We start from the raw sequence: 18,865 nt of genomic DNA, 5'->3' as shown, positions 1-18,865 counted from the left end.
GGGATCATTTTGAAACTGATAGCGAATATTTTTAAAGGCATTTGGGCCACACTGAACTTTTCCAGGCGATTAATTTTAAATCTGCTGTTTTTATTCATTCTTATCGCCATCGTGATAAGCATTGTATCGGGTGAGGATCAGGTTAAGGTCGAAAATAAAAGCGTACTACGTTTAAACCTGAACGGTATCATAGTTGAGCAATTGACCTATGTTGACCCTGTTGAGGCGGCAATGAGTGATGCTTTTGGTGACTCAGAAGAGCCAAGCGAAATTTTATTAGATGATGTCATCGATGTTATCAATAAAGCGGCTCAAGATGACCGCATTACAGTGATGTATCTTGATTTACAACGTCTTCATAGCGCCCATCTCGATAAATTACGAGATATCAAAGACGCGCTCGCGCAATTCAAAGCAGCAGGCAAAAAAATCTATGCGCATGGTGCTTATTACACTCAAGCTCAATATTATCTCGCCTCGGTAGCCGATGAAATTTCTCTACACCCATACGGTGGAGTTAATATCACCGGATTTGGCATGTATCCCCTGTATTTCAAAGAAGCTCTTGATAAGCTAAAAGTTACGCAACATATTTTCCGCGTTGGTACATACAAGTCGGCCGTTGAGCCTTATATTCGCAGCGATATGTCACCTGAAGCAAAAGAGTCAAATCTTGGATGGATCACCCCGCTTTGGACACAATACAAAACAGAAGTGGCCAAGAACCGCGGCTTCGATGTGGCGAATTTTGATGAAACCTTCGCAGCATTAACAGACAAAATGGAAGCGGCACAAGGCGATTCCGCCAAATACGCTATCGACAATCAATGGGTCGATGCGTTAACGACCAATCAAGCTTTTGCACAGAAACTGATCGATGAAGTTGGTCTCGATGCAAAGGGAAAATCTTTTAAACAGGTCTCGTTCAATCAATATCTATCGACGTTGCCGCCTAAAGAGTTTGCAGAAAATCCATTTACCGAAAAAATCGCAGTGGTTGTTGCTAAAGGTCAAATCTCTGATGGCAAGCGTAAAGCGGGAGCTATTGGTGGCGATTCAACAGCTGCACTACTTAAAAAGGCTCGCCTTAACGACAAGGTGAAAGCCGTTGTACTAAGAATTGACTCTGGCGGTGGTAGCATGTTTGCTTCTGAAACCATTCGTAATGAAGTTCTTGCACTAAAAGCCGCTGGAAAACCTGTGATAGCATCAATGGGTTCAGTTGCAGCTTCTGGTGGTTATTGGATTGCGGCATCAGCTAATGAAATTTGGGCATCGCCAAGCACGATCACGGGTTCTATTGGTGTATTTGGCATGATCATGACCTTTGAAAATGCAGCAAACTCATTAGGAATTTATTCTGATGGTGTTGCGACAACCGAATTAAAAGGCCAATCTCCATTCAGAGGGATAGATGGTGGCTATAAAAACCTTATCCAGATGGGGGTTGAAGATGCCTATGATAAGTTTATCTCTATGGTTGCAACCGAGCGAAACCTTGATAAGTCAGCGGTTAACGATGTTGCGCAAGGACGTGTATGGCTAGCAACTCAGGCGCTTGATTTTGGCCTAGTTGATAAGTTAGGCAACAAGAACGATGCGATTGAAGCGGCAGCAAGTCTTGCCAATTTAGAGATGTATGATGTTATCACTATTGAACAAACACTCACCGAGCAAGAAAAGCTGATGCAACAATTATTTGGTGCGTCTATGGTGCAAAGCGCCATTAGTGCCCTTGTACCTGAGCAATCGATATTCGCAAAAACTGCATTAAATGCCCTAGACAGTGTTAGCAATACAATAGCACTACAAACTCAGATGTTAGGCCAGCTTAACGATCCTAACCATGTCTATACGCTTTGCTTAGTGTGTAACGTTTCACCTGAGTAAAATCGATTAAGCACTGCAATTGTGGTGCTGTAATTGTTATACTGAGCCCAGATTTTATTCTGGGCTTTTTTATGAAAAGAAAAAAAATATATATCGCCTATACCGGTGGTACCATTGGTATGAAGCAATCCAGTCGCGGTTACGTTCCGGTTGCAGGATATCTAACAGATACGGTAAAAAATAACGCCGAGTTTACTCGCGATGAAATGCCGCTTTTTGATATTCATGAATATTGCCCGTTAATTGACTCGTCAGATATGTCACCGCATCACTGGCAGCTTATCGCGGATGACATTCAATCAAAATATCACGACTACGATGGTTTTGTGGTGCTCCATGGCACAGATACAATGGCCTATACTGCTTCTGCACTATCCTTCATGTTTGAGAACTTAACTAAACCTGTGATAGTGACCGGCTCTCAAATTCCGTTGTCACAACTGCGCTCTGATGGTCAAGTAAATCTGTTAAACGCGATGTATTTGGCTGCTAACTACCCTATCGCCGAAGTGAGTTTGTTTTTCAACAATAAACTTTACCGCGGTAACAGAGCAATTAAAGCTCATGCTGATGGCTTCGATGCATTCGCTTCTCCAAACCTTTCGCCGCTGGCACAAGCTGGGATCAATATTCAGCTGATCGAAGGGAAGCTAAGCCCTTACGTTGAGCAAAGCTTGCAAGTCACCAAGATTTCACCTCAACCTATCGCGGTAATGCATTTGTATCCAGGGATCTCAACTGAAATCCTTAAGAACCTAATGCGTGGCGAGATGAAAGCGCTGATCTTATTAAGCTTCGGTGTTGGTAACGCGCCACAAGACGAGCATTTTTTAACTGAGCTTAAAGCAATCAGCGACCGCGGAGTGGTGATTATCAACCTCACCCAATGTATTCAAGGAAAAGTGAATATGGGCGGCTACGCGACAGGAAATGCGTTATTAAACTGTGGTGTGATCAGCGGCTACGATATGACACTAGAAGCGTGCTTAACAAAGCTACACTATTTATTTAGCCAGCAGCTAGAGCTTGAAACGATCCGCCATTTGATGCAAGACAACCTGCGCGGTGAGCTAACTCGATAGCAGTAAAGCGAAAAAGTAACACAACAAAAAAGCCGTGGTATCGTTACCACGGCTTTTAAATCAGCTCGAACTGCTCCGAATGTCGATTATTATCTAACTTTTGCTTCGATATCGACAAGATCAGTAAGGTGACAAGTTTCACCACTGTGTGTCTTTATGCCGTGCTCACCAAAATAATCACGCTGTGCTTGCACCAAGTGCCCGTTGCTTGGCGTGCTCAGTGTTGCAATATAAGTTTGCGTCGCAGCAAGCACTGGGAAAGACAAACCAGTCGCCACCGCTTTACCTGTAATGCTACGTAGTGCAAGTGCAGGCTTCTCAAGTGAATCGATAAATTCAACACCTTCAGCGATATCGTCTAAGTAATCAGCTCGGATAATACAGCCCGCACGCCAGGTTTGTAGCGTTTTATTGAGATCCACTTTCCATTGGTGCGCACGAGACGCGCCCTTAATCAGTGCAAGACCTTGGCGGTAACATAGCAAGCTGGCAAAATAGAACGCATCTTTTAACTCGTCTAAATCAACGTCAATTGTTTGCGTTGATTTATTCGCATACGTCATTTCTTTCGCAGCTGGAGTATCAATAGTGTTGGTGAGATGGCGAGCTTGTACCGCAGCCACAAGCGAAGGTACGGCAATACCAAGCTCCAGTGCGTTTTGCGCCGTCCAAAGGCCAGTGCCCTTAGCTCCTACCTTATTGTCGATAAGGTCGACTAAAGACTCGCCCTGCTCTGTTTCTAGACTTAAAATGTGGCTAGAAATTGCAAGTAGATAACTATTTAATTTTCCTTCAGACCAAGATTCAAAAATCTCAGCAACTTCTTTAGGAGAGCGACCGGTACCCAGACGAAGCAATTGATAAAGCTCCGCAATGAGCTGCATCAACGCATACTCAATACCGTTGTGCACCATTTTAACAAAGTGACCGCTGGCCGATTGCCCAACACGCGCGAAACATGATTCATTGTTGTAGCTCGCAGCAACCTTTTCGAACCAAGGCTCGATACGCTCCCAGCCACCTTCTGAACCACTTGCCATCATTGCAGGACCATGACGTGCACCTTCGGCACCGCCAGAAATCCCCATAGTGGCAAACTCAAATTTATTCTGATATTTCAATTTACGTGCAATACCATCTTTGTAATTACTGTTACCACAGTCAACGATAATATCGTCTTTTTCAACTCCAGCTTCAACCAAATCGCTACAAACTTTATCTACTAGTTCACCTGCTGGAACGAGTAATAAAATCGAGCGAGGAGTCTCTAATCTTCTGATCATATCACCGAGATCAGACACTATGTGTAAGCGCTCCGCCATACCTAACGACTGTGCGCAACTCAATAATTCCGCACCTACTTCGGGGTTCTTGTCGTAAGCGACTAAGGTCATCCCCTTCTCAATTAGATTTAGCGCGAGGTTTTTACCCATCACACCCAAACCAACTAATGCAACCTGCATTTAGTTTCCTCCTCGGTAACATCAAAACTTTATGCGTTCGTGTATGTGCATTATACCTGAGCGACCATGATTAACCAGCGAGACACACAATTCACTGATATCATATCGGTCCCCAAAATATGACAGCTAACACAATTCACTGTATAGCAATATAGTGACAGCAGCACGAATTCACCAATTTTGTGATAAATCTCAAATAGTCCCCTAAGCTGTAAGGTAAAATATTCGAGATTGACGGCCACTGACACCGGTGTCATAATGATGACATATAGATCATATAACTTAATTCGAGTGTTAAAAAGGGTTTTGCATAATTCTTTATGCTCTAATTAGTTAAATCGTGATTTTACAATGTGGCATGTGTAAAAAAGCAGCAATTTTGATTTACTTTTAACACATTCATAAGTTTTTGCTTACCTTGATAAGCTAACAGGAGAATCTGATGCTTAGACGCACAAAAATCGTCGCAACACTGGGGCCAGCGACGGATAGAGATAACAACTTAGAAAAAATCATTCGTGCCGGCACCAACGTAGTCAGACTAAACTTTTCACACGGTGTCGCTCAAGATCACAAAAATAGAGCCGAAGCCGTTCGCGAAATTGCTAAACGCTTAGGCGTAAATGTAGCGATCCTTGCAGATTTACAAGGTCCTAAAATCCGCGTTTCAACATTTAAAGAAGGCAAGGTGTTCTTAGAAGTGGGTGCAAAATTCACGCTCGATGCAAAAATGGAGCCTGGTCAAGGTCACGTTGAAGCCGTGGGTATCGACTATAAAGAATTACCGAATGACGTAAAACAAGGTGATTTGCTGTTATTAAACGATGGACTTATTCAACTTGTTGTTGAAGAAGTACAAGGTCACTTGGTTCATACCAGTGTTAAAGTTGGCGGCGTATTGTCGAACAATAAAGGGATCAACCGTTTAGGCGGCGGCTTAACCGCACCTGCATTTACTGACAAAGACAAAGAAGACTTGATCACTGCAACTGAAATTGGTGTGGACTATATCGCGGTTTCGTTCCCTCGCAGTGGTGACGACATGCGTTACGTTAGAGGACTGGCGGAGAAAGCAGGTTCTAATGCACAATTACTTGCAAAAATCGAACGTGCAGAAGCGGTTGAAACCGTAGAAGCGATTGACGACATCGTACTGGCTTCTGATGCGGTGATGGTTGCCCGTGGTGATTTAGGTGTAGAAATTGGCGATGCCGCTCTTGTTGGTAAACAGAAGCAAATTATCAGCCGTGCTCGCTCACTAAACCGTACTGTGATCACTGCCACCCAAATGATGGAGTCAATGATTGACAACCCAATGCCAACTCGTGCTGAAGTTATGGATGTCGCAAACGCAGTGCTTGATGGCACAGATGCGGTAATGCTTTCAGCGGAAACCGCAGCTGGTGATTACCCAGAACAAACGGTCGCGGCAATGGCACGTGTGTGTCTAGGTGCTGAATCTCAACCACAGATCCATATATCTAAACATCGTTTAGACAGCCGTTTTGCTGATACCTGTGAAACTATCGCGCTGTCGGCAATGTACGCAGCAAACCATTTAGATTCAGTAAAGGCAATTGTCGCACTAACTGAATCGGGTAATACCGCAAAATTGATGTCTCGTATCAGTTCTGGATTGCCTATTTACGCACTGTCTCGCCATCAATCAACGCTTGGGCAGGCATCACTCTATCGTGGTGTATATCCGGTAAGATTTGACTCGACACAATGCTCTGATGATTCAACCGTTCGCGAAGCGCTTGACACGCTAGTTGCTGCAGGCTCATTGGAAAAAGGCGACACAGTGATCATCACACACGGTGATAAGATGGAAACTATCGGCGCCAGTAACACGCTGAAAATCGTCACAGTGTAAAAGCGTTGAACTAGGTAGCATTGCTGCCTAGTTCATCTTTCCTTAGAATACTCTAAAGTGTACAAGCACATAAAATACACTACGTCACCGTAGGCTAAACACGGTGCAAATCACTTTAGCTCGCTATCGTATCAGCTTGCGAGTGCGGCCTTTACTTTATCACGGTAACTACGGCTGACTTTAAGCTCTTGACCATTCTCAAGTACCAATAAATATTCGCCACTGCTTTGCGTGACCAGTTTACTGATCTGCTTAGTATTAACAATTGCAGAGCGATGTACGCGCACAAATAACGTTGGATCTAACTCTTGTTCTAGATCTTTCATTGTTTTACGTAAGATATGAGTCTGACCATCGCTACAGTGTAAGCACATGTAGTCACCGGCTGCATCAATCCACTGAATTGACGATGTAGATACTCGAATGATTTCACCCTGCTCTTTTACCGCGAGCGACTCCGGGAATTTTTTATCTTCAATTGTATCTCCTGTTGCAAGTTTTTTAAGGATTTCTTCACAGTTATTACCAGTGATCCCTGCAACAAAGCTGGCTAGCTTTTTCTTATGCGCATTGTCTTGTTGTGTTTTTAAATAGCTTTGCACTTTCTCCACCGCCTGTTTTAATCTGTTGTCATCAACGGGTTTTAAGATGTAATCCAGCGCATGGATCTCAAATGCCTTTACAGCATATTGATCGAACGCGGTTACAAATACGATAGCAGGCAATGGTTTAACACTTTCACTTAACGCTCTCGCTACTTCAAAACCGTTCATGTTCGGCATTTGAATATCGAGAAAGACCAGATCTATGTCCTCTGATTTGCATAGATCGATTGCTTGTTGACCACTGCCACACAATTCTACAACTTCGATTTCAGAAAAATCTCTTAACCTTACCGCTAACCCTTTTCTCGCTAGCGGCTCGTCATCTACGATTAGTGTTCTAATTTTGCTCATTACTTCTTCGCCCTTTCATATGGAACGCGAATATTTACCTTCAAACCAGTTGGCTCATTATCCGAGAGCACAAATGAATAGTTGTTTTCGTACAAGGTTTTTAAACGGTCTTTGGTATTCGCTAAACCCACTCCCTGTGCACTTTTCAGTTGCCCATCTTCCAGTTCCGCGCCAGGACCATTGTCTCCTACTTCCAAGAGTAGTTCATTAGCAAACACCTGCGCTTTTATTTCAATTTTGCCGCCATGCTCCATATGGGCAATTGCGTATTTAATGCTATTTTCAATGAGTGGTTGTAGGATCAAGCTTGGTACTAGTGCCTGTTCCGCTTCTTCTGTCACATCAAGCTCAATAGATAAGCGCTCATCAAAGCGCACCTTCTCAATTTCTAAGTACAGCTTTAACGCATGTAATTCTTGCTCAAGCGGTACCTTTTTTATTGGATCTGTGTTCAATGTATGGCGCAAGAAATCACTGAGCCTTGAGACCATTTGATTCGCATCTTTGTTTTCTTCAACCAATATAAGCGTTGAAATTGCATTAAGCGTATTGAATAGAAAATGCGGATTCAATTGATATCTCAGCATTTTCAATTGCGCTTCATGGGCCATAGTATTGGCTTTCAAAGCTTTTTGGCGCTCACTCTGTAGCAACTGGTAATACTTAATACCAAAGTACAGCCCACTCCAACAGAGTATGATATAGACAGAGTCTAGTCCCTGCTGTAAGTAATAAAACCACTCATCCGGTCGATATCCATGGCGATATATTTCCCAATGATTAAACTTCTGAACGACCGCCCATAGTGTTCCAGTTACATATGACGCCGTAAACACAACGAATATCAGCACCAACGGTGTTGCATTCCAAATTTTACGATAGAGGTATCGTAGCGGTACGGTCATCAAGCAACCTGCATAGGCATTTAATGCGATGACAAACACATAAATATCACGCATTTCAAAGACTTTTGAGCCAATATAGTTAACTAGCGCGTAGCCCAGCCAACCGGCTATTTGTAATACCCAGAAAAATCTCTGCCTGTTATCAACCAGTGATTGCCACTTCAAAATGATTATACCTCTTCTATCTTAACTGGATTATATCTCAGCATGTCGTCTCTATTCACTGCTGGTGGTCTCAGTTTTTACACACCTTGCCGCAAATAAAAAAGGCACCTTAGTGCCTTTTTTTGAAATAAATTAACCAGTTAATTTATATTCATCTATTCAAACTGTCGCTATTAAGCAAGCTTGTCAGATGCCACTTTATAAGTAGGATCTGCTTGGCCGTCTAGCTCAACGAGATCTTTAGCTTTACTTAGCAATACTTTACAGTCTTGGCTTAAATGGCGAAGATGAAGCGTTTTACCAGCCTTTTTATAACGTTCAGCTAACGCATCTATCGCTTCAATTGCACTGTGGTCAGCAACACGGCTATGTTTAAATTCAACAATGATATCATCAGGATCATTGTTAACATCAAACAGCTCAGCAAAGTTTTTCACCGACCCAAAAAACAGAGGTCCGTGTAATTCATATACTTTCGAGCCTTGCTCATCAATATAATTATTGGTGTAAATATGTTTTGCATGCTCCCACGCGAATACGAGTGCCGAAACAATGACACCAACGCAAACTGCGATGGCCAAATCTGTAATCACTGTAACCCCCGACACCAAGACGATTACAAATGCATCTGATTTAGGGATCTTTCTTATTAATCTAAAACTTGACCATTCAAAAGTCCCTAATACCACCATAAACATTACACCAACTAGCGCCGCAAGCGGGATCATTTCGATAAGGCTTGCCGCAAACAGAATAAATACAAGTAGTAATAATGCAGCTGTGATACCTGACAAACGGCTACGTCCACCAGAATTAATATTGATCATTGATTGTCCAATCATCGCACAGCCACCCATCGCACCAAACACACCACAAGTAACGTTAGCCGCACCTTGACCGATACATTCGCGGTTGCTGTGACCACGTGTTTCGGTGATTTCGTCGATTAACGTGAGCGTTAGTAGAGATTCAATCAAACCAATCGCTGCTAGGATAAGTGCGTATGGGAAGATGATTTTAAATGTTTCAAATGTCCATGGTACTTCAGGGATATGGAAAGCAGGAAAACCGCCGGCTATCGTTGCATCTACGTTACCTGACATATCTTTCAGATAATCAAGCACATTACGAGCATCTAAATCTAAACCAATAACAATACCGGTTACCACTAAAATCGCCGCTAGACTCGAAGGCACAGCGGTTGTTAGCTTTGGTAAAAAGTGAATAATGGCCATAGTCAATGCAACCAAGCCAACCATAATATATAGCGCCTCACCTTGCATCCACGTAAGATCACCCTGTTCGTCAAGTACTTTGAATTGTCCAAGCTGAGCGAGGAAGATAACGATAGCTAAGCCATTTACAAAGCCTAGCATTACAGGATGCGGTACCATACGTATAAACTTGCCGAGCTTAAATATACCCGCGAGTATTTGTAAGAAACCCATGAGTAATACGGTTGCAAAGAGATATTCTACGCCATGCTCAACAACAAGGCTCACCATTACCACGGCAAGAGCCCCTGTTGCACCCGAGATCATACCCGGCCTACCACCAAAGATTGAAGTCACAAGACCGACAATAAATGCTGCATATAAACCGACTAATGGGTCTACTTGTGCAACAAAAGCGAAAGCCACAGCCTCAGGCACAAGTGCCAAAGCGACCGTAAGCCCAGACAGTACATCGTTTTTAGCAGAGCTAGGCGCTTTGCTGATAAGATTAAACATCAATATCCTCTGGTGTGAATTGACTATGAACACAAAGGCGGCGGATTTTAGCAAAAAGCAGCGCCTTTAACAAATAAGATACAAGCTTGTATCGCAAACTCGTTTGTAATACATAGCTCAATAAAGCGGCCTACATTGTAGTATAGAACAATGGTGAAAAGATGACGGGAAGCCCTACCCAACGAAGCAGGGCAACAAATTGTATTAAAGTGGTAAGGAAGTGCTGCGCTTAACGCAAGTCATTGTAACGTTTGAATGTACTTCTTGGACGAATTCTAAATTAAGTAAGTTATCACGAACAAATTGCTCATAGCCTTCAATGCCTTTCGAAATGATACGCAGCATAAAGTCCATGGTGCCTGCCATAGAATAGCACTCTGTCACTTCGTCATAACTTAAGATCAATTTTTCAAACTCGGCAAGGTTATTGCGGCCATGGTTTGAAAGCCTAACATGCGCATAAACTAACATATCAAATCCGAGTTTCTTCTCATCCAGCAATGCAACTTTGCCTTTGATGTAACCGTCTTGCTCTAATTTAGCGATGCGACGCCAACAAGGTGACTGAGAGAGTCCCACTTTATCAGCGATTTCAGCGGTAGAAAGACTTGCGTCTTGCTGTAACAATGCCAGTATCTGGCGATCTACTTGGTTCAATGACATATCTATTCTAGTTTAGTTAGCACATCAGTCTATTAACCGATGCTGATTGTTATTCCCTGAAGCATAGCAAATTAAAAAATGCATACCACTACTATGCCACTTCCACTATATTTAACCAAATCGGCCACTCATAAAAGGATTTGTCGCCTTTTCGAAGCCAATTGAGGTATTTTCACCATGACCCGAATGCACCACGACCTCATCAGGCAAAGTAAACAGCTTATCTTGTATAGACTGTTTTAGCTGGGCTGCATCGCCTTTTGGAAAGTCAGTACGACCAACAGACCCTTTAAACAACACATCTCCTACTAAAACCTGTTTTGAGTTTGGTTCATAAAATACCACGTGCCCTGGAGTATGCCCTGGACAATGTCTGACTTCGAGAGCTAAGTTTCCCACCTTAACCTTATCACCATCATTTAACCACTTTGATGGTAAAAAAGCAGCATGATTAGGAAAACCAAACATTTGTGATTGCATTGGCAAGGCTTCCAACCAAAATTGGTCGCCCTGATGAGGCCCAATAATCTCGATATTAAAATGTTCACTTAATTCTGTACTTGCTCCCACATGATCAAGGTGTGCATGGGTAAGCAAGATCATGCTTGGCACTAACCCCTGAGTGTCCAACTGCGCGATAATTTTTTCCGCTTCACCACCTGGATCTACAATTGCAGTGGCTTGTGTTTCTGGACACACGATAACACGACAATTTTGCATAAACGGTGTAACTGGAATTGTGAACACTTGCATGGTTAGTTTGCTCCAAACGACATCAAAACAGGATATTTAAGATACGCATTATCATAAAACGGAGTTCTTGCATAAAGCCACTCCATCCTCGCTTTTGGATCGTTTGCAAACTGCTTGTCTTCACGTATTTTTTTATCGAAGGCTAGCGCCATTGCTGGATTTTGTTTTAGCATTTTTCGCGCAAAAGGTTCAAGTGCATAATTTTCAACATATTCTGTACGTTGGAAAATAGTATTGAACTCCCCCCAAGCAAAAAATGAGTCTGGCGCCTCTGGATGTAGCAAGTGAGTCACCAGCTCTCCAGATTTTTGTGCCGTTGCTACTTTATACCACCCACTGAGATCGACCTTGTCTGAGAGCTCCTTAATGTCAAAAGTCGCATTTACTCTAAAGCGCCCTTCAAAAGGAGCCGTATCGAACTTGTAGTCTTTTACTGTAGCTTGGCTTACTTTTTCCACTACCGTTCCATCCGGCAGTGTAGAAACGGTAATTCCGTGCAGTTTTAATTTTTCGACCACTTCCGGATATGCCGGGGGAATGTAAAACTGCTCAGGTACATTCACCGTTGTTTTTACTTCCTTCTGCCAATAAATTGGCAGCTTTTCATAGTCTTGCGGCTCGCCTAAATACTTAGCTTCCAAATGACCAGACAATGCACTTTCAAACTGCTTGTATTTGATGCCTTTAAATTGAATGTAATCCGGCTCTTTTGCATAGCTGCGTTCAACAACCAATTGTTTCGGCGTGAATTCAGCTTCTTTCTGAACCGCTTCTCGTAATGCCTGAATATTATTTGAAAGGCCACTGATAACGCCATCCATAAACACATAGGTGCCCAGTACACGCTGCTTATAGGGTTTCAATGAGTGATTTTCTACCAGTATGGTAGGCAGTCCCTTTAAATCTCCCCAACCATTTGAAAATCGTGGCGTTGCTACCCAACCTGCTAGCCCTTTTTTAAAGTCTCGCTTATCCATCACAAATACAAGTGGACCTGGAATATGTCCTTGGGCAGCGAGCGCTGCATTAATTTGTGGCGAAATCTGATTCTCTAACACCTCAGCTATTGCTGGTGACTCACTTGCAAAAGTTGGGTTAAAACCATAAGTGACATCGTATTGGTAGTCTGCGCCATCCGTTACATGAACATCGATGTACAGATCCGGATTATATTCGTTAATCACCTGCATGACCGCCTTAACTCCTGGCGTATCCAATTTAGTGTAATCACGATTCAGATTTAAGTTATTGGCATTGGTTCTAAAGCCCATAACAGTCGGGCCGCGTTGATTTATACGGTTAAACTCGCTGCGCCTTTCATGCCCATCGACGTTGAGAATAGGGATAAAGAGTAAATTCACTTTCGTCAAAATATCACGGCGCTTACCGGTTGCAACATCGCGAAGCAACATAAACATGGCATCTTTACCGTCAATTTCTCCGGCATGAATACCAGCTTGTACTAAAATGGTTGGCTTACCATTATTAATAACATTTGACTTGTCACCGCCCTGCTCCGTTGCAACAATCATCTTAATCGCACGATTACTATTGCTAAACCCAATCGTCTCTAGCTTAAACTGGGTCGGATTGGCAGCCACTAGGCGGTCAACGAATGCCATCGTGTCTGCATAATCAGGAGAGTCTATCGCACCGCTTAGTTCAAAATCAGTCGTTAATGGGCCCTGTTGTTGTAATAGTTGTTCACTTTTGCCCTGCCACTCTATCAAAGGTGGTAAATGACCGTTCATACCTAGCATTGCAGTAAGCATAATAATGCTGGAACTCATCATATTTCTCTATTCCTCTGCTTTTATCTGCCAATTATATCAATATTTTAGATATCGGCTTACAATGTGCGGTGATTCAACAAAAATTTGCAGTTAATCGCAGATAACCATAACTTTAGGGATCAAATGAGCGTACAAAAATCAATTTTAATCACAGGTTGTTCTAGCGGGATTGGTTATTACTGCGCTGTGCAATTGTCAAAAGCAGGATATCAAGTTATTGCTTCGGTTAGAAATGCAAAAGACTTGAATAAATTTGAAGGCACAGACATTCAATGTATTTTGCTCGACTTAGCGTGCGAGCAAAGTATAAATGATGGCTTTAACCAAGCTTTGACAATCGCAGATGGTCAGTTAGACGCGTTATTCAATAACGGTGCCTACGGCCAACCTGGTGCGGTAGAAGACTTGCCTACAGAGGTGTTACGGCAACAATTTGAAGTTAACTTTTTTGGCTGGCATACGCTCACCTGTCTCGCAGTTGAGCAAATGCGTAAGCAAGGCGCAGGCCGCATTATTCATAACTCATCCGTACTTGGATTAGTCGCTCTGCCATATCGTGGCGCTTATAACGCGAGTAAATTTGCACTTGAAGGACTTACCGACACCCTACGTATGGAGCTTTCAGGTAGCGATATTCAAGTTAGCCTAATAGAGCCAGGTCCAATCGTGTCTAAATTTAGAGAGAACGCGAAACACGCCTTTTTAGCGAATATCGATCACGAAAATAGTGTACATCACAATGCATATCAGGCGCAGCTTAACCGCTTAGGCTCAGAAGAAGCACCACAAAAATTTACCTTAGGACCAGAAGCTGTTTATAAAGCGCTGCAACACGCACTGAGTGCGAAGACTGCAAAGCCGAGATATTACGTTACGTTTCCAACCTATTTAATGGGATACTTAAAACGAATATTGAGCAGTAAGATGCTGGATAAAATCTTAATAAAAAACCGCTAACGCTTGCGTTGATAACGAGTATAAAACTAAAAAAGGAGCCTAAGGCTCCTTTTCAATACCAGGTTTAGTCCTAAGACTAATTCTAGTTCCGCTTATTAAGCAGCTAGACCATCTTTTGCTTTAGCAACTAGTGCTGCGAAAGCTACTTGGTCGTATACTGCGATATCAGCTAGGATCTTACGATCGATTTCAATCGATGACTTTTTAAGGCCATTGATGAAACGGCTGTAAGAAAGACCATTTTGACGTGCAGCTGCGTTGATACGAGCAATCCATAGTTGACGGAAAGTACGTTTCTTAGCACGACGGTCACGGTAAGCATATTGACCAGCTTTAGTTACCGCTTGGAAAGCTACGCGGTAAACGCGTGAACGCGCTCCATAGTAACCTTTAGCTTGCTTTAATACTTTTTTGTGACGTGCACGTGCAACTACGCCGCGTTTAACTCTTGCCATTTCTGATATCCTCTATTAAGCGAATGGTAACATACGATCGATTAGGCCTAGGTCATTCTTATGAACCATAGACTTAGCACGAAGGTGTAATTTACGCTTTGAAGATTTCTTAGTCAGAATGTGACGAAGATGCGACTGTTTACGCTTGTAACCGCCAGAAGCAGTCTTTTTGAAGCGCTTAGCAGCACCTCTGTGTGATTTTAGCTTATAAGCCATTTGCAATAACTCCGAATGATATTGCTTTAACACAATGTAAGTAGGCGGAGATAAACTCACTTGTAGGCCTAGCTTACTACCTAAAACCGGTGAAGGATCAATACCTTACTTTAAAACCGGATAACGCAGGTGGCGTTAGCACTTGAGACCTGCGTTAAATTCGATGCGTATTATGCCGAGATTAAGACTTTTTAGCAATAGGCGCCATCATCATTATCATCTGACGACCTTCTACTTTTTTCGGGAAAGACTCAACTGATGCGATATCTTCCAATTCAGTCTTGATACGTTCTAGTAGATCAATACCAATCTCTTGGTGCGCCATTTCACGACCACGGAAGCGAATTGTGACTTTAGCTTTATCGCCCCCCTCAAGAAACTTGCGAAGGCTACGTAGCTTGACTTGGTAATCACCAACATCTGTACCAGGACGGAATTTAACTTCCTTAACCTGAATTTGCTTTTGCTTTTTCTTTTGTTCTTTTTGGATTTTTGCTTTTTCAAAAAGGAACTTACCGTAGTCCATCACTTTACAAACCGGTGGCTCAGCGTTTGGACTGATCTCAACTAGATCTAGACCTGCTTCGTCCGCCATGTTTTGTGCGTCTCTTGTTGAGACAATGCCAGCTTGCTCGCCTTCAGCGTCAATTAAGCGAACCTCTTTCGCTGTAATCTCTTCGTTAATACGATTTTTCTGAGCGTTATTTTGCCCTTTTTTGCCGCCTCTAATGGTACGTTCCTCCAAAAAATTCAAAAGTAAATGCGTGCACCAGAAAAAGTAAAGTACACGCAAGTTTATATTTATAGTCGATTTTTAATCTCTTCGCTAACTTTAACGATGAAATCACCAATCGATAATTTACCTAAATCTTCACCAGTACGGGTTCTTACTGCAACTTCTTGTTGCTCGACTTCTTTGTCACCCACCACTAGTAAATAAGGTATACGTTTTAAAGTATGCTCGCGGATTTTAAAACCAATCTTCTCATTTCTCAAGTCAGCACAAGCTCTTATTCCAAGTTTATTCAACTTTTGTACAACTTCGTGGACATAATCCGCTTGTTTATCCGTGATATTCATGATCACAACTTGTTTCGGCGCAAGCCAAGTTGGGAACTGACCAGCATATTCTTCCGTTAGAATTCCAATAAAGCGCTCTAGTGAACCCAGAATTGCGCGGTGGATCATAACTGGTGTTTTACGCTCGTTACTTTCCGCAACATAAGTTGCACCTAAACGACCTGGTAGTGCGAAGTCTAATTGCACTGTACCACATTGCCACGCACGCTCTAAACAATCATACAGCGTGAATTCGATCTTAGGACCATAAAACGCCCCTTCACCCGGCAGATATTCAAACTCGATGTTGTTAACTTTTAACGCTTCAGCCAATGCAGCTTCCGCTTTGTCCCACATTTCGTCTTCACCAATGCGCTTTTCTGGACGAGTCGAAAGTTTTACAACAATCTTTTCAAAGCCAAATGTCGAGTAAGTGTCATATACCATTTTGATACAGGCAGATACTTCATCCATGATTTGCTCTTCTGTACAGAAGATATGCGCATCATCTTGAGTAAAGCCACGAACGCGCATCAAGCCATGTAGTGCGCCTGATGGTTCATTACGGTGACAACAACCAAACTCAGCCATACGTAATGGTAAATCACGGTATGACTTTAAACCTTGGTTAAAGATCTGCACGTGACCTGGGCAGTTCATCGGCTTAATAGCATACTCACGTTTCTCTGACTCAGTCGTGAACATAGCATCTGAGTATTTGTCCCAGTGACCTGATTTTTCCCACAAGCCACGGTCCATCATCAACGGACCTTTTACTTCTTCGTACTGATATTCGCGTAGTTTTTCACGAACAAAATCTTCAAGCTCACGATAAATGCTCCAGCCATCATTATGCCAGAATACCATGCCTGGCGCTTCTTCCTGCCAATGCCACAAGTCGAGTGCTTTACCAATTTTACGGTGATCACGCTTTTCAGCTTCTTCTAAACGCTTAAGATACGCCTTTAGCTGCTTTTTGTCAGCCCAAGCTGTACCGTAGATACGCTGTAACATCTTGTTTTCTGAGTTGCCGCGCCAGTATGCGCCCGCCACTTTCATAATCTTGAAGTGGTGACAGAACTTCATATTTGGAACGTGCGGACCACGACACATATCAACATATTCTTCGTGGTGATATAAACCTGGGCGGTCATCTTTCGCGATATTCTCGTCTAGGATTTCCATCTTATAGGTTTCACCGCGTGCTGCAAATGCATCGCGCGCTTCTTGCCAGCTCACCTTTTTCTTTACTACGTCGTAGTCGGTTTTTGCCAACTCCAACATGCGCTTTTCAATCGCTTCAAGGTCTTCTTGAGTAAGCGAATGCTCTAGGTCAACATCGTAATAGAAACCGTTGTCGATGGTAGGACCAATCGCCATCTTAGCTTCTGGGAACAATTGTTTTACAGCGTGACCAATCAAGTGCGCACACGAGTGACGAATAATCTCAAGACCGTCGTCGTCTTTTGCGGTGATGATTTCAAGCGCTGAGTCATTTTCGATGAGGTCACAAGCATCAACACGAACGCCATTTACACGGCCAGCAATCGTTGCTTTCGCAAGGCCAGGACCGATGTCTTGAGCGACTTCTAGAGTAGTGACAGGGTTTTCAAAAATACGCTGACTGCCGTCAGGGAGAGTAATAACTGGCATGATAAATCCTATTTACAGTGGTGACACCTACAATGCATCACATGTATTTAATTAATTTTAAAGTGTGCCTATCAACGCTTTTACGAATAAGCATTGTCTTGCGCGAATTATCGCGGCTCATCCGAGGACTTTCGAATAAGAATCACTATTCTCGCGTGTTACTTGGCTAAGTGCAAGCCTAGAGCTAAAATTAATCTATTAATTTACAAAAACTATTTTGGGATTATTCGTGGCCAAAAAGCGATATCGGTTTGCAACCTTTAATCTACTAAATTTTGCAGCGCCGCCTTATTCTTTTTATCAACTTCATGAGCACTATAATGAAACACAGTGGCAAACCAAAACTCAGTTTATTACGGGACTCATTCAGCATATAAACCCCGATGTCATTGTGTTTCAAGAAGTCTTTTCACCTGATAGCTTACAGATGCTGTGCGAAGACTTAGGTCTTGTTCACTTTGCCACAGTCGATGCGCCAAGTCCTGATCACGTCTACCCATCGGTACTGTTTAAACCGGTAGTCGCTATCGCATCAAAACTACCATTTAAATCTTTTGCGCCGTTGGAGCCCTGCCCCGAGTTACTTGAATACCTTAATAATCAACATCAATTTAAATTCAATCGCACCCCGATAAAATGTAAGTTCGACATTCCAGGCTTCGGGTTACTCGCGTGTTACGCCGTCCACTTTAAGTCTCAACGCGTGCATTCAATGGCTCACATGCTGGGAGATTCCAATCAAGATGACCCGCTACTTACATTGCTTCACGAAACCGTCGGTACGATGCAGTCGCAGATATCACGTTCGCTCGAAGCTTCCATCATTTATTACGATGCATTAAAAACACAAAGGGAGAAACAGGCTGCAACGTTGGTGATGGGCGACTTCAATGATGCATTAGACAGCCCGGCATTATCTTTTATGACGCAAGCCTTTCCACCCGTCCTTGCTAGTAATGGCTTTGATAGTGTCGGGTTGTTCGACAGTTTTCTTTACGCCGACAACAACCATAAAGAAAAACCAGCCAGTCATTACTATCAAGGTGAGGGCAATGTACTTGATTACATTCTTTGTTCAAAAGAGTTCAATCCCAACCGAGAAGCGCCCAGGGTGAAGTCGTTACATTACTACAGTTACGATGCTCACCTTGATCCGAAGCGTATAGACGAAGATATTTGCTATTCTGACCATGCAGCGATAGCAATAGAAATAACACTGTGAGATAATTCAATTTTTGCATAATCTGGA

General features: G+C 42.8%; 16 protein-coding genes. 5 read left to right on the top strand and 11 right to left on the bottom strand.

The window, feature by feature from the left end; translation table 11 throughout:
* The first annotated feature begins 9 nt into the window (after window positions 1–9).
* Both sppA and ansA read left to right on the top strand, forming a co-directional pair.
* Window positions 10–1,890, top strand: a complete 1,881-nt coding sequence (gene sppA, locus BB427_RS04800; protein WP_083229832.1) for a signal peptide peptidase SppA — start codon at window positions 10–12, stop codon at window positions 1,888–1,890.
* A gap of 71 nt (window positions 1,891–1,961) precedes the next feature.
* Window positions 1,962–2,972, top strand: a complete 1,011-nt coding sequence (gene ansA / locus BB427_RS04795) for an asparaginase (RefSeq protein WP_010376991.1) — start codon at window positions 1,962–1,964, stop codon at window positions 2,970–2,972.
* 89 nt (window positions 2,973–3,061) lie between these two features.
* Here the strand turns inward: ansA and gndA are convergent, their stop codons facing one another.
* Window positions 3,062–4,435 (bottom strand): NADP-dependent phosphogluconate dehydrogenase, encoded by a 1,374-nt coding sequence (gene gndA, locus BB427_RS04790; RefSeq protein WP_069019114.1) that lies wholly within the window; start codon window positions 4,433–4,435, stop codon window positions 3,062–3,064.
* 442 nt (window positions 4,436–4,877) lie between these two features.
* Between gndA and pyk the strand changes: the two genes are divergently transcribed.
* Window positions 4,878–6,311, top strand: coding sequence for a pyruvate kinase (gene pyk, locus BB427_RS04785; protein ID WP_039495777.1), 1,434 nt, complete (start codon window positions 4,878–4,880; stop codon window positions 6,309–6,311).
* Window positions 6,312–6,442: 131 nt separating this feature from the next.
* On the opposite strand, the gene BB427_RS04780 is transcribed toward pyk, so the two are convergent.
* The 6 genes from BB427_RS04780 to BB427_RS04755 all read right to left on the bottom strand — a co-directional run bounded on the left by BB427_RS04780 (window position 6,443) and on the right by BB427_RS04755 (window position 13,276).
* Complete coding sequence (locus BB427_RS04780) at window positions 6,443–7,267, bottom strand: LytR/AlgR family response regulator transcription factor (protein WP_010376983.1); 825 nt, start codon at window positions 7,265–7,267, stop codon at window positions 6,443–6,445.
* Window positions 7,267–8,337: a sensor histidine kinase gene (locus tag BB427_RS04775; RefSeq protein ID WP_017217305.1), complete on the bottom strand. Its 1,071-nt coding sequence runs from the start codon at window positions 8,335–8,337 to the stop codon at window positions 7,267–7,269. Before BB427_RS04775 ends, BB427_RS04780 begins: the two co-directional genes overlap by 1 nt.
* Before the next feature lie 173 nt (window positions 8,338–8,510).
* The gene (locus tag BB427_RS04770) at window positions 8,511–10,067 is read right to left on the bottom strand and encodes a SulP family inorganic anion transporter (protein WP_069019113.1); all 1,557 of its coding nucleotides are present in this window, start codon (window positions 10,065–10,067) and stop codon (window positions 8,511–8,513) included.
* Window positions 10,068–10,271: 204 nt separating this feature from the next.
* Window positions 10,272–10,730, bottom strand: a complete 459-nt coding sequence (locus BB427_RS04765; protein ID WP_010376979.1) for an Lrp/AsnC family transcriptional regulator — start codon at window positions 10,728–10,730, stop codon at window positions 10,272–10,274.
* A 111-nt stretch (window positions 10,731–10,841) separates the two neighbouring features.
* Window positions 10,842–11,483 (bottom strand): MBL fold metallo-hydrolase, encoded by a 642-nt coding sequence (locus BB427_RS04760; protein WP_069019112.1) that lies wholly within the window; start codon window positions 11,481–11,483, stop codon window positions 10,842–10,844.
* A 2-nt stretch (window positions 11,484–11,485) separates the two neighbouring features.
* The gene (locus tag BB427_RS04755) at window positions 11,486–13,276 is read right to left on the bottom strand and encodes a M14 family metallopeptidase (protein ID WP_069019111.1); all 1,791 of its coding nucleotides are present in this window, start codon (window positions 13,274–13,276) and stop codon (window positions 11,486–11,488) included.
* 123 nt (window positions 13,277–13,399) lie between these two features.
* Between BB427_RS04755 and BB427_RS04750 the strand changes: the two genes are divergently transcribed.
* A complete protein-coding gene (locus tag BB427_RS04750) occupies window positions 13,400–14,233 on the top strand; it encodes an SDR family oxidoreductase (protein ID WP_039495774.1) in 834 nt (277 codons plus the stop codon).
* Between the two features lie 95 nt (window positions 14,234–14,328).
* On the opposite strand, the gene rplT is transcribed toward BB427_RS04750, so the two are convergent.
* The 4 genes from rplT to thrS form a co-directional block, all read right to left on the bottom strand.
* A complete protein-coding gene (gene rplT / locus BB427_RS04745; protein WP_010376973.1) occupies window positions 14,329–14,688 on the bottom strand; it encodes a 50S ribosomal protein L20 in 360 nt (119 codons plus the stop codon).
* 15 nt (window positions 14,689–14,703) lie between these two features.
* Window positions 14,704–14,904, bottom strand: coding sequence for a 50S ribosomal protein L35 (gene rpmI, locus BB427_RS04740; RefSeq protein WP_010604868.1), 201 nt, complete (start codon window positions 14,902–14,904; stop codon window positions 14,704–14,706).
* A 181-nt stretch (window positions 14,905–15,085) separates the two neighbouring features.
* A complete protein-coding gene (gene infC, locus BB427_RS04735) occupies window positions 15,086–15,649 on the bottom strand; it encodes a translation initiation factor IF-3 (protein ID WP_017217300.1) in 564 nt (187 codons plus the stop codon).
* 56 nt (window positions 15,650–15,705) lie between these two features.
* Window positions 15,706–17,616, bottom strand: coding sequence for a threonine--tRNA ligase (thrS, locus tag BB427_RS04730; protein WP_069019110.1), 1,911 nt, complete (start codon window positions 17,614–17,616; stop codon window positions 15,706–15,708).
* Between the two features lie 229 nt (window positions 17,617–17,845).
* Here thrS and BB427_RS04725 point away from each other — a divergent pair, with 229 nt between their 5' ends.
* A complete protein-coding gene (locus BB427_RS04725; protein ID WP_069019109.1) occupies window positions 17,846–18,838 on the top strand; it encodes an endonuclease/exonuclease/phosphatase family protein in 993 nt (330 codons plus the stop codon).
* Window positions 18,839–18,865: the final 27 nt, after the last annotated feature.

The organism is Pseudoalteromonas sp. BMB (assembly GCF_001709235.1).
Classification (GTDB): Bacteria; Pseudomonadota; Gammaproteobacteria; order Enterobacterales; family Alteromonadaceae; genus Pseudoalteromonas; species Pseudoalteromonas maricaloris.
Note: the sequence above shows the minus strand (reverse complement) of the source record. Positions and strands in the feature narration are given on the sequence as shown.